At 65.8% G+C, this 12442-nt stretch carries 14 protein-coding genes; 12 read left to right on the top strand and 2 right to left on the bottom strand.

The features are described 5' to 3' along the window. Nucleotides 1-363: 363 nt before the first annotated feature. The 8 genes from AKL29_RS30255 to AKL29_RS30220 all read left to right on the top strand — a co-directional run bounded on the left by AKL29_RS30255 (nucleotide 364) and on the right by AKL29_RS30220 (nucleotide 8417). Nucleotides 364-975: a hypothetical protein gene (locus tag AKL29_RS30255; protein ID WP_028335131.1), complete on the top strand. Its 612-nt coding sequence runs from the start codon at nucleotides 364-366 to the stop codon at nucleotides 973-975. A gap of 70 nt (nucleotides 976-1045) precedes the next feature. Continuing rightward, nucleotides 1046-1630: an NnrU family protein gene (locus AKL29_RS30250; RefSeq protein WP_050386664.1), complete on the top strand. Its 585-nt coding sequence runs from the start codon at nucleotides 1046-1048 to the stop codon at nucleotides 1628-1630. A 2-nt stretch (nucleotides 1631-1632) separates the two neighbouring features. Then, nucleotides 1633-2454 carry a 3-methyl-2-oxobutanoate hydroxymethyltransferase gene (gene panB / locus AKL29_RS30245; protein WP_016839889.1) on the top strand — a complete coding sequence of 274 codons (822 nt, stop codon included), beginning with the start codon at nucleotides 1633-1635 and terminating at the stop codon, nucleotides 2452-2454. Nucleotides 2455-2464: 10 nt separating this feature from the next. Next, complete coding sequence (locus tag AKL29_RS30240; RefSeq protein WP_050386663.1) at nucleotides 2465-4063, top strand: class I adenylate-forming enzyme family protein; 1599 nt, start codon at nucleotides 2465-2467, stop codon at nucleotides 4061-4063. 205 nt (nucleotides 4064-4268) lie between these two features. After that, nucleotides 4269-4925: a tetratricopeptide repeat protein gene (locus tag AKL29_RS30235; protein ID WP_028335134.1), complete on the top strand. Its 657-nt coding sequence runs from the start codon at nucleotides 4269-4271 to the stop codon at nucleotides 4923-4925. 33 nt (nucleotides 4926-4958) lie between these two features. Next, entirely contained in the window at nucleotides 4959-5516 is a 558-nt protein-coding gene (locus AKL29_RS30230; protein ID WP_050386662.1) for a hypothetical protein, read from the top strand. Nucleotides 5517-5728: 212 nt separating this feature from the next. Continuing rightward, nucleotides 5729-7111: a ribosome biogenesis GTPase Der gene (der, locus tag AKL29_RS30225; protein WP_050386661.1), complete on the top strand. Its 1383-nt coding sequence runs from the start codon at nucleotides 5729-5731 to the stop codon at nucleotides 7109-7111. A 49-nt stretch (nucleotides 7112-7160) separates the two neighbouring features. Next, the gene (locus AKL29_RS30220) at nucleotides 7161-8417 is read left to right on the top strand and encodes an MFS transporter (protein ID WP_050386660.1); all 1257 of its coding nucleotides are present in this window, start codon (nucleotides 7161-7163) and stop codon (nucleotides 8415-8417) included. Nucleotides 8418-8455: 38 nt separating this feature from the next. Here the strand turns inward: AKL29_RS30220 and AKL29_RS30215 are convergent, their stop codons facing one another. Next, the gene (locus tag AKL29_RS30215) at nucleotides 8456-8848 is read right to left on the bottom strand and encodes a nuclear transport factor 2 family protein (protein ID WP_050386659.1); all 393 of its coding nucleotides are present in this window, start codon (nucleotides 8846-8848) and stop codon (nucleotides 8456-8458) included. 196 nt (nucleotides 8849-9044) lie between these two features. Here AKL29_RS30215 and AKL29_RS30210 point away from each other — a divergent pair, with 196 nt between their 5' ends. The 4 genes from AKL29_RS30210 to AKL29_RS30195 all read left to right on the top strand — a co-directional run bounded on the left by AKL29_RS30210 (nucleotide 9045) and on the right by AKL29_RS30195 (nucleotide 11813). Continuing rightward, nucleotides 9045-9305 (top strand): hypothetical protein, encoded by a 261-nt coding sequence (locus AKL29_RS30210; protein WP_050386658.1) that lies wholly within the window; start codon nucleotides 9045-9047, stop codon nucleotides 9303-9305. A gap of 158 nt (nucleotides 9306-9463) precedes the next feature. Further along, nucleotides 9464-10138 carry a TetR/AcrR family transcriptional regulator gene (locus AKL29_RS30205; protein WP_028335140.1) on the top strand — a complete coding sequence of 225 codons (675 nt, stop codon included), beginning with the start codon at nucleotides 9464-9466 and terminating at the stop codon, nucleotides 10136-10138. Between the two features lie 391 nt (nucleotides 10139-10529). Then, nucleotides 10530-11192: a DUF3313 domain-containing protein gene (locus AKL29_RS30200; protein WP_050386657.1), complete on the top strand. Its 663-nt coding sequence runs from the start codon at nucleotides 10530-10532 to the stop codon at nucleotides 11190-11192. 51 nt (nucleotides 11193-11243) lie between these two features. Next, nucleotides 11244-11813, top strand: coding sequence for a DUF2147 domain-containing protein (locus tag AKL29_RS30195; protein WP_028335142.1), 570 nt, complete (start codon nucleotides 11244-11246; stop codon nucleotides 11811-11813). Nucleotides 11814-11937: 124 nt separating this feature from the next. Here AKL29_RS30195 and AKL29_RS45755 read toward each other — a convergent pair. Then, a partial coding sequence (locus AKL29_RS45755) for an ABC transporter substrate-binding protein (RefSeq protein WP_244482500.1) occupies nucleotides 11938-12442 on the bottom strand: 505 nt, incomplete at its 5' end.

Below are 12442 nucleotides of genomic sequence, written 5' to 3'. Positions count from 1 at the left end.
ATCGCCGACGACGTCGACGGCGATCCCGTGTTCATGGCCAAGAACGAGTTCTATCTCGGCTACACCCGCGAGCGCGCCGAGGGCATCACCTTCTCCAACGTCAAGGATGTGAAGAAGAAGGCGTAGTGGCGCCGACCATTCACTGTCGTCTGCCGGGCTCGACCGGGGGCCCAGTACGCCGCCGCCTATCGATCGATAACAGCCGTCTCTGGAATACTGGATCGCCCGGTCGAGCCGGGCGATGACAGCGGGGTTGTGGAGCGACGGATAACAGCTACACGCGCAAGGATTTGAACACGGCCCCGCTTGATGCGCTCCGGCTGCGGACCCATTTTCTCCGGAGTGCAATCCGGATCCGCCTGCATGCTCCGACGCGTCGCCATCTGTCTCGCTTTTGCCGTGCCGGCCTTTGCGCTCGCGAGCGCGGCCTCTGCGCAGCAGCGGCAACAAACCAACCCGGCGCCCTTCGCACACACGCCCTGCAGCGTGCTCGACGAAGGGCCTTGCATCCCGTCCTATTGCAGCGTGCTCAATCACGGGCCGTGCTTTCCCGAGATGGATTATCCGTACGGCGAAAATCTCCAGCTCACGATCCTGACCGTGCCACCGCAGGATCAGGCCGAGAAGTATCGCAAGCCGGATCATGATCTCAATACCATCGGCGATCTGTTCGCCGCGCTGCGCGCCTGCTGGGCGCCGCCACCGCCGGACGACGCGCGCGCGGGCATGCAGATGTCGGTGCGTTTCAGCTTCAAACGATCGGGCGAGATGATCGGCGCGCCGCACCTGACGTTTTCGACGCGGGGCATCCCGGCCGACACCCGCACCACCTACCTCAACGCGATCAATGCCTCGCTGGATGCCTGCCTGCCGCTGAAATTCACCGGCGGATTGGGCGGGGCGCTGGCCGGTCGCCCGATCATGATCCGCTATGTCGACAACCGGGAGCTGGCCAAATCGGCCGACAAGCCGTGAAGCTGACGCATTGCCACCCGCCCGGCGAAGGTGATACGCGAAGGCATTAATCGATCAGGGGAGGAACATCGTGGGACTGCTCGTCATGATCCTGGGTCTCGTGCTGTTCCTCGGCGTCCATGTCCTGTCCAGCCTGCGCGAGATGCGCGCCGGCCTGATCAAGGCGATGGGCGAGGGCGTCTACAAGATCGCCTATTCGCTGGCCTCCGCGGCCGGGCTCGTGCTGATCATCTGGGGCTTTGCGCATTATCGCGCGACCGGATGGATCGACGTTTGGACCCCGCCGACCGCGCTCAAGCACATCACGGTGGCCTTGATGCTGCCCGCCGTCATCCTCGTCGTCGCCTCCTATATCCGCGGCCGCATCTACACCACGCTGAAGCATCCGATGCTCGCCGGCGTGAAGCTGTGGGCGTTCGCGCATCTGCTCGCCAATGGCGACCTCGGCTCGATCATCCTGTTCGGCTCGTTTCTCGGCTGGGCGGTCTATGACCGTATCTCGCTGAAGCGCCGCACGGATGCCGGCGCGCCCCCGATTCCGGTGGGCGGCCCAACCAACGACCTGATCGCGATCGCGGTCGGTGTCATCGTCTATCTGGCGCTGGCGTTTGCGTTCCACCCGGTCGTGATCGGCGTGCCTGTCATGGGAGCCTGACTATGTCTGTTCAATCCGCCATCAAGCGCAAGACCGCGCCCGATCTCCGCGCCCGCAAGAACGGCGAGCCGATCGTGATGCTGACGTCCTATCACGCGCACACCGCGGCGCTGGTCGACCGTCATTGCGATGCCATCCTGGTCGGCGATTCCCTCGGCAACGTCATGCACGGCTTCGAGACCACGGTGCCGGTCACGCTCGACATGATGATCCTGCAAGGCCGCGCGGTGATGCGCGGCTCGCAAGCTGCGCTCGTCGTGGTGGACATGCCGTTCGGCTCCTATGAGGGCTCGAAGGAGCAGGCGTTTCAGTCCGCGGTGCGGATCATGAAGGAGACGCTGTGCGGCGCGGTCAAGCTCGAGGGCGGCGCGCGGATGGCAGAGACGGTGGCGTTCCTGTCCGAGCGCGGCATTCCGGTAATGGGCCATATCGGCCTGACGCCGCAGTCGATCAATACGCTCGGCTCGTTCCGCGCGCAGGGCCGCGAGGAGGAGACCTGGGCGCCGATCGAGAACGACGCCAGGGCGATCGCGGAAGCCGGCGCCTTCTCGATCGTGGTCGAGGCGGTCGCCGAGCCGCTGGCGCGCAAGATCACGCAGTCGATCGCCGTGCCCACCATCGGCATCGGCGCCAGCGCGGCCTGCGACGGCCAGGTGCTGGTGCTGGAGGACATGCTCGGCCTGTCGCCGCGGGCGCCGAAATTCGTGCGCCGCTACGGCAATCTCGGGCCGATGATCGAGGAGGCGATCGCGGGCTATGCGCGCGACGTGAAGAGCCGCGCCTTCCCGGGGCCGGAACACGTCTACGGCATGAAGAAGAGCTGACGGGGCGCGCATGGACTGGTCGCAGCACGCAATTCCGCCGATGCGGCTCGAGCCGCGCTTCGGCGACCGCGTCGTGCCGGCTTTCCCGGAGCGGCCCGGCACCCTGTGGGCGATGATCGCGGACGCCGTTGCGCAGAATGGCGACGGCGAGGCGCTGGTCTGCGGCGCGACGCGCCTGAGCTGGCGCGAGGTCGCGGAGAAATCGGCCAAGGTCGCGGCGGGCTTTGCCAAACTCGGCCTTGGGCCCGGCGACCGCGTCGCGATCCTGCTCGGCAACCGCGTCGAATTCGTGCTGACGATGTTCGCCGCCGCGCATGCCGGGCTGGTGACGGTGCTGCTCTCGACGCGCCAGCAGAAGCCCGAGATCGCCTATGTGCTGAACGATTGCGGCGCGACGCTTCTGGTCCATGAGGCCACGCTCGCCGACCGCATCCCCGATGCGGCCGACATTCCCGGCCTCAAGCACCGCATCTCCGTCGGCGACGACGGCGCGTCGCAATTCGCCGGTCTCGTCGACAACGCTGCGGCCCAGGCGCCGGCGGAGGTGAGGGAAGAGGACACCGCGATGATCCTCTACACCTCGGGCACCACGGGCCGGCCGAAGGGCGCCATGCTCGCCCATTGCAACATCATCCACTCCTCGATGGTGTTCGTGTCGTGCCTGAAGCTGACCAGGGCCGACCGCTCGATCGCCGCGGTGCCGCTCGCGCATGTCACCGGCGCGGTCGCCAACATCACCACCATGGCACGCTGCGCCGGCGCGCTGATCATCATGCCGGAGTTCAAGGCCTCGGAATATCTGAAGGTCGCGGCGCGCGAGCGCGTCACCTACACGGTGATGGTGCCGGCGATGTACAATCTCTGCCTGATGCAGCCGGATTTCGACAGCTACGATCTGTCGAGCTGGCGGATCGGCGGCTTCGGCGGCGCGCCGATGCCGGTCGCAACCATCGAAAAGCTCGACGCCAAGATTCCCGGGCTGAAGCTTGCGAATTGCTACGGCGCGACCGAGACCACGTCGCCCTCGACGCTGATGCCGGGCGAACTGACCGCCGCTCATATCGACAGCGTCGGCCTGCCGTGCCCCGGTGCCGAGATCATCGTGATGGGCGCTGACGGCCGCGAACTGCCGCGCGGCGAGATCGGCGAGCTCTGGATCCGCAGCGCCTCGGTCATCAAGGGCTATTGGAACAATCCGAAGGCGACCGCGGAGAGTTTTACGGCCGGCTTCTGGCATTCTGGCGATCTCGGTTCGATCGACGCGGCAAACTTCGTCCGCGTGTTCGACCGCCAGAAGGACATGATCAACCGCGGCGGCCTGAAGATCTATTCCGCCGAGGTCGAGTCTGTCCTGGCCGGCCATCCGGCCGTGGTCGAGAGTGCGATCATCGCCAAGCCGTGCCCGGTGCTCGGCGAGCGGGTGCACGCCGTGATCGTGACCCGCACCGAAGTGAACGCGGAGAGCCTGCGCGCCTGGTGCGCCGAGCGGCTCTCGGACTACAAGGTGCCGGAGACCATGGCGCTGACATCAGAGCCGCTGCCGCGCAACGCCAACGGCAAGGTGATCAAGCGCCAGATCAGGGAGAGCCTGTCGGAAATGGGGGCTTAGCGTTCTGCACCTCCCCCGCAAGCGGGAGAGGGAGGCCACGCAGTCCGGTTGCGGCCCGCTGCAAACGTCCCCCGTTAACGCTTTGATCCGCCTCGCTTTGCCTTGCCTCCGCCACACCATTAGGGTAACGCCGCCGCGATGTGGGGATCGGGTAGGGCTGGGCCCCACCGATAGCAGCGGTCCCGAGGGGATGGGATAGCCTTAAGTGTCTGAATTATTTGACGAAGTCGACGAGGAAGTCCGTCGCGATCAGCTCAAGAAGCTGTGGGACAAGTACTCGCTCTTTATCATCGCCCTGGCGATCCTGATCGTTGCGGGCGTCGGTGGCTGGCGCGGCTACCAGTATCTCGAGGCCAAGAAGGCCGCCGAGGCCGGTGCGGCGTTCGACCGTGCCGTCGAACTGTCGGATCAGAACAAGCACGCCGAGGCGGAGGCTGCGTTCGCCGCTCTCATCACCAAGGCACCGTCCGGCTATCGCAACCTGGCGCGGTTGCGCATGGCCGCCGAGGTCGCGACCCGCGATCAGCCGGCTGCCGCGAAGCTCTATGACGAGATCGCAGCCGACCGCAGTGTCGGCGGTCCCGAGCAGGACCTGGCGCGGATCCGCGCCGCGCAGCTCGCGATGGAAACCACCACCTATCCGAACATGCTGCAGCGGCTCGAGGCCACGGCAACGGCGAAGGACTCGACGTTCCGCCATTCCGCGCGCGAGCTGCTGGCGCTGTCGGCCTGGCGCGCCAACGATGCCACCGCCGCGCGGCAGTGGCTCGACCAGATTGCCAATGACGGCGAGACGCCGCCGAGCCTGCGCTCGCGTGCCGAAGCGCTGCAGGCCTTGTTGCCGCCGGTCGCGAAAAGCTGACTTGGCGCGAAACCCGAGTTTGAGAGATCGACCATGCGCCGCTCGCAACGCCTGATCGCAGCCGCAGTTCTGACAGCGCTTTGCAGCGTGCTGGCGGGTTGCGGCGGTGGCGGCATGTCCAATTTCGATCCGAGCGACCTGCTCGACTTCCTCGACACCAAGAAGAAGCTGCAGGGCGACCGCAAGCCGGTATTCCCCGAAGGCGTGCCCGGCCTGGAGCAGGGCGTGCCGAAGGAATTGTACAAGGGCTCGCAGCAGGAGCAGCTCGACCAGCAGAACGCCGCGGCGGCCGCTGCCGCCCAGCCGGCTCCACCGCCGGAGCCGCCGAAGGGTGCCAAGAAGCAGGCCAAGGGCAGGGCAGCGCCGGCCGCAGATCAGGCGGCTGCTCCCGATGCCGCTGCCGAGGAGGGAGCGCCCGCCGCGCTGCCGCCGGAGCCGAAGCCGAAGAAGATCGTCCGCCGCCGCACCACCGCGCCACCCGCCGACGATCAGCAGGCGCAGCCTGCGGCGCCGGCTCAGCAGACCCAGACCACGCAACAATCCGGCGGCGCCTTCCCCGCACCGCTACCGAGCGGCGGATTTTCACGCTAATTGCGAGCGGGATTCCACCTCGCCCCGCCTGCGGGGAGAGGTCGGAATTCAAGCACAGCTTGAATTCCGGGTGAGGGGGAGTTTCAACCCTCTCCCCGTAAGAGCGGGGAAAGGGGAAGATGCTCCATCATTTGCTTCGACCGCCCCCCATTCCTGCTGTAGTTCTTTCCAGCACCTTGACCCGCGGACAACAGACCGCGCCTGGATGATCCATGTCCTTCACCATCGCCATTATCGGCCGGCCCAATGTCGGAAAGTCGACGCTGTTCAACCGGCTGGTCGGCCAGAAGCTCGCGCTGGTCGACGACGAGCCCGGCGTGACGCGTGACCGTCGCGAGGGTCAGGCGAAGCTCTACGATCTCGACTTCACCATCATCGACACCGCAGGTCTGGACGAAGGCGCCAAGGGTTCGCTTACGGCGCGGATGCAAGAGCAGACCGAAACCGCGATCGAGCTCGCCGACGCCCTGATGTTCGTGATCGACGCCCGCGTCGGCCTGACGCCGACCGACCGTGCCTTCGCCGACTTCGCGCGAAAGGCCAACAAGCCGGTGGTGCTGGTCGCCAACAAGGCCGAGGGCAAGCATGGCGAGATCGGCGCGATGGAGTCCTACGCGCTCGGGCTCGGCGACCCCGTCCAGATTTCGGCCGAGCATGGCGAGGGCATGGGCGACCTCCATGAGGCGCTGAGCGCGTTGGTGCCGGAGACACCGGAGGAAGACGACGAGGTCGAGGACGATGAGGACATCTCGGAGGAGGAGGCCGCGCAGCGTCCGATCCGCGTCGCCATCGTCGGCCGGCCGAATGCCGGCAAGTCGACGCTGATCAACCATCTGCTCGGCGAGGAGCGGCTGCTGACCAGCCCCGAGGCCGGCACCACGCGCGATTCGATCGCGGTCGAGATCACCTGGCAGGGCCGCGAGTTCCGGGTGTTCGACACCGCCGGCCTGCGCCGCCGCTCGCGGATCGAGGAGAAGCTGGAAAAGCTCTCGGTAGCCGACGCGCTCCGCGCGGTGCGCTTTGCCGAAGTCGTCGTGATGATGATGGACGCGCAGAACAAGTTCGAGGAGCAGGATCTGCGCATCGCCGACCTGATCGAGCGCGAAGGCCGCGCCATCGTGCTCGCGGTCAACAAATGGGACCTCGTCGAGCGCAAGCCCAACCAGATCTCGCAGCTGCGCACCGATGCCGACCACTGGCTGCCGCAGGTCAAGGGCGCGCCGATCGTCGCCGTCTCCGGCCTGATGGGCGAGGGCATCGACCGCCTGATGACCGCGATCCAGGAAGCCTATGCGGTCTGGAACCGGCGCCTGCCGACCTCGGCGCTCAATCGCTGGTTCGAGCAGGCGATCCAGGCCAACCCGCCGCCGGCGGTCTCGGGCCGCAGGCTGAAGCTGAACTACATCACGCAAGTGAAGGCGCGCCCGCCGAGCTTCGTGCTGTTCTGCTCGCGCGCCGACGCGATCCCGCGATCCTATCTGCGCTACCTCATCAACTCGCTGCGCGAGACGTTCGATCTGCCGGGCACGCCGATCCGGATCACGCTGCGCGAGAAGGCCAATCCGTTCGCCCACAAGCGCAAACGGCCGTCATGAGCGAAGAGGTCAAGCAAAGCGTTTTCGAGCGAAGTGGGTACCGCTTCGCGTGAAGAAAGCGCGTCAAAATGAGAATCCCAAGCCTGCGGCTGTTCCGCAGGCGCGCAGCGGCGCGGTGATCTTCATCTTCATCACCCTGCTGCTCGACATGCTCGCGCTCGGGATCATCATCCCGATCCTGCCGAAGCTGATCGAAGGCTTCGTCAACAACGACACCGCGAATGCGGCGCGCATCTTCGGCGTGTTCGGCTCGATCTGGGCCTTGATGCAGTTCGTCTGCTCGCCGATCCTCGGCGCGCTGTCCGATCGCTTCGGCCGCCGACCGGTGGTGCTGCTGTCGAATTTCGGTCTCGCCGCCGACTATGTGCTGATGGCGCTGGCGCCGAACCTGATCTGGCTGTTCATCGGGCGGGCGATCTCGGGCATCACCTCGTCGAGCATCTCGACCGTGTTCGCCTATATCGCCGACGTCACCGCGCCGGAGCAGCGCGCGGCGATGTTCGGCAAGATCGGCGTCGCCTTCGGCGCCGGCTTCATCCTCGGACCGGCGCTCGGCGGCCTGCTCGGCGAGATCGATCCGCGGCTGCCGTTCTGGGCCGCGGCGGGTTTGAGCTTCGTCAACGGGCTGTATGGCCTGTTCATCCTGCCGGAATCGCTGCCCGTGGAGCGGCGGGCGCCGTTCAAATGGAAGAGCGCCAATCCGATCGGCGCGCTGCATTTCCTGCGCTCGAACCGGACGCTCGCCGGTCTGTCGCTGGCGACGTTCTTCGGCCAGCTCGCGCATGTCGTGCTGCCCTCGGTGTTCGTGCTCTACGCCACCTATCGCTATGGCTGGGACACCGGCACCGTCGGCGCGACGCTGGCGCTGGTCGGCCTCTGCGGCATGATCGTGCAGGGCGCGGCGATCGGGCCGATAGGGCAGCGCCTCGGCGAGCGCAACGCGCTGTTCCTCGGCCTCGTCTGCGGCGCCTTGGGTTTCGTGATTTTCGGCGCCGCGCCGACCGGCCAGCTGTTCTGGATCGGCATTCCCGTGATGGCGCTGTGGGGCCTCTCGGGCGCCGCGACCCAGGCGCTGACGACACAGCTCGTCGCCGCCGACCAGCAGGGCCAGTTGCAGGGCGCGACATCAAGCGTGCAGAGCATGTCGGAATTGATCGGCCCGTTCCTGTTCACGCTGACGTTTGCGTATTTCATCGGCGACAACGTGCCGGTGAAGATGCCCGGCGCGCCGTTCTATCTGGCCGGCGCGCTGCTGTTGCTCGCGCTCGCCATCGCCTGGCGCGCGACGGCGGCGAAGCAAGCCTAGGGCGTGCAAAGCCGCCAACGGATCCACCATGAGACGCGCTATTCCGTCGCCGGCACCGAATGGTGTTCGTGCATGACGCGCCACTGGCCGTCGACCTTGCGCAATCCGATCGTCAGCCTGAACTGGAACGTGGCATCAGGCGGCCCGCACCGCATCACCGCGACCGCGAAGGCCACATCGTCGCCGGCCGTGATCGCGATCTCCTCGATATCGAAGGCGTAGGAGGGGCGGTGATATCTGAAGAACAGATCCCATGTCTTGCCGTATTCGTCCAATCCGCGTGACTGCAATGGCGGCGGAACGTCGAACATCACGATGTCCGGATCATGATGGGCGAAAATGCCCGGATAGTCCTGCCTGCGGACGGCGTCCGTCCAGGCGTCGATGAGCGTCCTGATTTGGGTTTCCGCCGTCTGTTTCTGCTGTGTCATCGCTCGCGTGCTCCGAATGCTGGCCGATCGCTGCTTCGAGGACGAATGCGAGCGCGCCGATCCGACACGCTGATGCGTCCGGCCGCACCGGGCGGATTGCGTCATATTGTCTATTTACAAACCATCCGGTTGGTTTATATAGAGCTGATACCGGATGAAGACGCGCCTCGCTCCGGGGTGCGCTGCCAGGAGCAGCATGGTGACCGACGAGGCCGTTGATATCTGCGATGAATTGACCCGCTTCAGCGCCACGCAGGCGGCGCTGCTGACGTCGCGCGGCCTTGTCTATCTGACCGACCTGAAACTCGATGGCGGCAGGCACGGGACGATTGTCGCCGCCAGTTATGGCGACGCGCAGGCCATCGCCCGCGCGCGCGGTCGAGGGGAAAGGGTCGTCGGCCGAATGGCCTACGGTTTCCTTCATGGTCTGCTGCAGAAGGTTCGCTTGTGCGCGTGAGCGATCGGATAGCTCGATGACCGATTCCCGAGATTGATGCGTCTTCCGAGGGCGACACCGCCATTCCGGGGACGCCGTTCGCGCTGCCTCGCAGCGCTTGAGATTGACCGATGCCGCTGAGATACTGTGATCTCAAGCGACTCCTTCCTGAGTACACCATGGATAATCCTTCCCGCTCGGAACGCTCCCGCAACGCCGCACTTGACGCCGCGATCACCATCGTGACGCGCGATGGTCCGGGGCGCCTGACGCTGGACGCGATTGCGCGCGAGAGCGGTCTCAGCAAGGGCGGCGTGATGCATCAGTTCCGCACCAAGGAAGCGGTGCTGCGCGCCTTGCTCGAGCAGCAGATGGCGCATTTCGAGGAATTCTCGAACCGCTACATCGAAAAGGTACGCGGGACCACGGACCAGCCGGAACTGTCGGCGCAGATCGCGACGCTGCGGGAGGCGATCTCAACGCCGCGGGCAGGGGCGTTCGCACTGCTGGCGGCGATGAACGAGAACCCCGAATTGATGGCGATGCCGCGCGATGTCGACATCAAGAAGGTCGCGCTGATGAAGGCCGAGGCGAGGGATCCCGATCTCGCGCTGCTGCGCTGGGCCGCGGCGCGGGGGCTGCTGTTGAGTTCGTTGTTCGGCATGTTGTCGCTGACCGAGGCGGAGCGCGATCGCCTGTTCGAGCGCTTGCTCGACGACAGCAAGTGGACCGCGATGGAGCAGGGCGCGACGGAGGCAGCAAAGCCAGCCAAGACGACGGCTGTGCGCACGGCATCTTCGCCTCCGGCCGGTGCGCGCGCGGAAAAGCTCGCATCGGTTCGCAAGCGCAGCTGAATTCCGGCGCTGCCGAAAGCACAACGCCGCCCAAGCGGAATATGGATCGCTTGGCGGCGTTGGATCGGCACCGGGCCCCTGAAATCCCCCGGCGATTTCTGCCGTACCACACGAGATGTCGCGGGTTTGTGACAACGCGCGGCCGCCATTCGCGAAGCGGCCTCGCCAGTTAACACGACATGTCGACCGCCGCATTTTTCCGGCGCGCTTCTTGCGATTGCAACTTTACAAACCAACTGGTCGGTTTTATAGTTGATCGCACTGAGGCAAGATCTGGCGGCGCCGCGACGGCGAGCCAGGTCGGCAGTGACGGCCGCAGCCGTACTTTCAGCCCCGGACGCGGCTGCGGCCGAGCTGCTCTCCCGCTTTAGGGTCGGATGAGGAGATTGGAATGGAGAGCTCGATCGCCGCGCGCGGTCTGGGAGCGATGGCGCTTTGCGTCCTCGCGGGAGGATGTGCCGCCGTCACGCCGGTGGCCTATTCGGAGGTGGCATCGTCGGCCTACATGACGCCGGACACGTCCGATTCTTCGGGACGTGTGCCGTATCGCTATGCGCCGCCGGTCGACTGGCGAAGCTACAACAAAGTGATGATCGATCCGGTCGTGATCTATCGCGGCGCGGATCATCAGTTCGGCGACATGTCCGAGAGGGACAAGCAGACGCTCGCCGCCTACATGCAGACCCGCTTCGCCGACAAGCTGCGCGGCCGCTTCACGCTGGTGAACACGCGCGGGCCGAACACGTTCCGCCTGCGGCTGACGCTGACCGGCGCGGTCGCCAACACGCCGGTGCTCGGCACGCTGTCGCGTTTCGATCTGGCGGGCGCGGTCTATAACGGCGTGCAGGCCGCGCGCGACGGCGAGGGTACGATGACCGGCTCGGTGATCTATGCCGTCGAGATGTTCGACAGCTCGACCTCGCGCCTGCTCGGCGCCTATGTCAGCAGGCAGTATCCCAACGCCTACGACATCAAGGCCAGCGTCGGCGATCTCGCCGCGGCCACCGCCGGCATCGACAAGGGTGCCGATGCCTTCATGGCGCAATTGAAGTGAGGCGCGCCGCGCGCGTCCGCAAACCATCCCGACACTGAAAGGTCCTTTACCATGAACTTTCTGGTTCGCATGTTCCTGCGCAGCCTCGTCGCTGCCTTGCTGATGAGCTCGACCGGCCGCGCCGAGACGATCGCCCCGGTCGATCCCAGCGGCACCTGGCTGACCGAAGACGGCCGCGCACGCATCCGTCTCGAGCGCTGCGGCACCGCGCGTGACCGCGTCTGCGGCTTCATCGTGTGGATGAAGGATCCGCTCGATTCACACGACCAGCCGTTCCGCGATAGCTTCAATCCCGATCCCGACAAGCGGACGCGTGCGCTGCTCGGCCATCAGCTGATCCTCGGATTGAAGTTGACGCCGGAGGGCAGGTTCGACGGCGACATCTACAACGCCGAGGACGGCAAGTCCTATGCGGTCTCGCTGTGGCGCGACAAATCCGACCGGCTGAAGCTCAAGGGATGTCTGCTCAAGCTGCTGTGCCAGACCCAGACCTGGACGCAGACGCTGGACGTGCAGCCGGGCCAGCTCGTCGGCCTGACCGGCGACGTCGGCGGCCCGCGCGCCGACAGGGAATGGGCATCGTTGCCGCCGCCCGTCAAGGCGAAGTCGGCGGCGAAATAAGAAGGTGCAAAAAGTCATTCCGGGGCGATGCGCAGCATCGAACCCGGAATCTCGAGATCCTCAGATGCGCAAATTGCGCATCTGAGATTCGCGCGTTGCGCGCCCCGGAATGACCGCTACGCGGTCACTTCTTCAGCAGCGGACAGTCGCTGGCCTCAAGCGGCTTCGCGGCGTCTTCCGGCGCGATCGTGGCGATCAGCTTGTAATAGTCCCAGGGATACTTGGACTCTTCGGGCTTCTTCACCTCGAACAGATAGGCCGGAATCAGGCGCCGGCCGTCGGCGCGCAGCGGGCCCTTGCCGAACAGCGGATCGTCGGTCGGCAATTCCTTCATCTTGGCGACGACCTTGGCGCCGTCATGCGGATTGCCGCCGAGCGCTTCCATCGCCTTGAGATAGTGCAGCACCATCGCGTAGTTACCGGCCTGGGTCATCGACGGCATCGCGTTCTTGCTGGCGAGGGCGGCGAACCGCTTCGACCAGGCGCGGGTCTGGTCGTTCATGTCCCAATAGAAGGATTCCGTGAACGTCAGGCCTTGCGCGGTCTTCAAGCCGAGCGAATGCACGTCGTTGATGAACAGCAGCAGCGCCGCGAGTTTTTGGCCGCCGGAAACGATGCCGAATTCAGCC

Origin of the sequence: Bradyrhizobium pachyrhizi, from assembly GCF_001189245.1 — a bacterium.
In the GTDB taxonomy this organism is placed as follows: Bacteria; Pseudomonadota; Alphaproteobacteria; order Rhizobiales; family Xanthobacteraceae; genus Bradyrhizobium; species Bradyrhizobium pachyrhizi.
The sequence above is the reverse complement of the archived record's forward strand: the minus strand, read 5'-3'. Positions and strand labels throughout refer to the sequence as shown.

What these genes read in the sequence shown, in the direction of transcription:
- AKL29_RS30255 (WP_028335131.1), top strand. Translation starts at nt 364, where the DNA reads ATGCTCCGACGCGTCGCCATCTGTCTCGCTTTTGCCGTGCCGGCCTTT.
- panB (WP_016839889.1), top strand. Translation starts at nt 1,633, where the DNA reads ATGTCTGTTCAATCCGCCATCAAGCGCAAGACCGCGCCCGATCTCCGC.
- AKL29_RS30240 (WP_050386663.1), top strand. Translation starts at nt 2,465, where the DNA reads ATGGACTGGTCGCAGCACGCAATTCCGCCGATGCGGCTCGAGCCGCGC.
- AKL29_RS30230 (WP_050386662.1), top strand. Translation starts at nt 4,959, where the DNA reads ATGCGCCGCTCGCAACGCCTGATCGCAGCCGCAGTTCTGACAGCGCTT.
- der (WP_050386661.1), top strand. Translation starts at nt 5,729, where the DNA reads ATGTCCTTCACCATCGCCATTATCGGCCGGCCCAATGTCGGAAAGTCG.
- AKL29_RS30215 (WP_050386659.1), bottom strand. Translation starts at nt 8,848, where the DNA reads ATGACACAGCAGAAACAGACGGCGGAAACCCAAATCAGGACGCTCATC.
- AKL29_RS30210 (WP_050386658.1), top strand. Translation starts at nt 9,045, where the DNA reads ATGGTGACCGACGAGGCCGTTGATATCTGCGATGAATTGACCCGCTTC.
- AKL29_RS30205 (WP_028335140.1), top strand. Translation starts at nt 9,464, where the DNA reads ATGGATAATCCTTCCCGCTCGGAACGCTCCCGCAACGCCGCACTTGAC.
- AKL29_RS30200 (WP_050386657.1), top strand. Translation starts at nt 10,530, where the DNA reads ATGGAGAGCTCGATCGCCGCGCGCGGTCTGGGAGCGATGGCGCTTTGC.
- AKL29_RS30195 (WP_028335142.1), top strand. Translation starts at nt 11,244, where the DNA reads ATGAACTTTCTGGTTCGCATGTTCCTGCGCAGCCTCGTCGCTGCCTTG.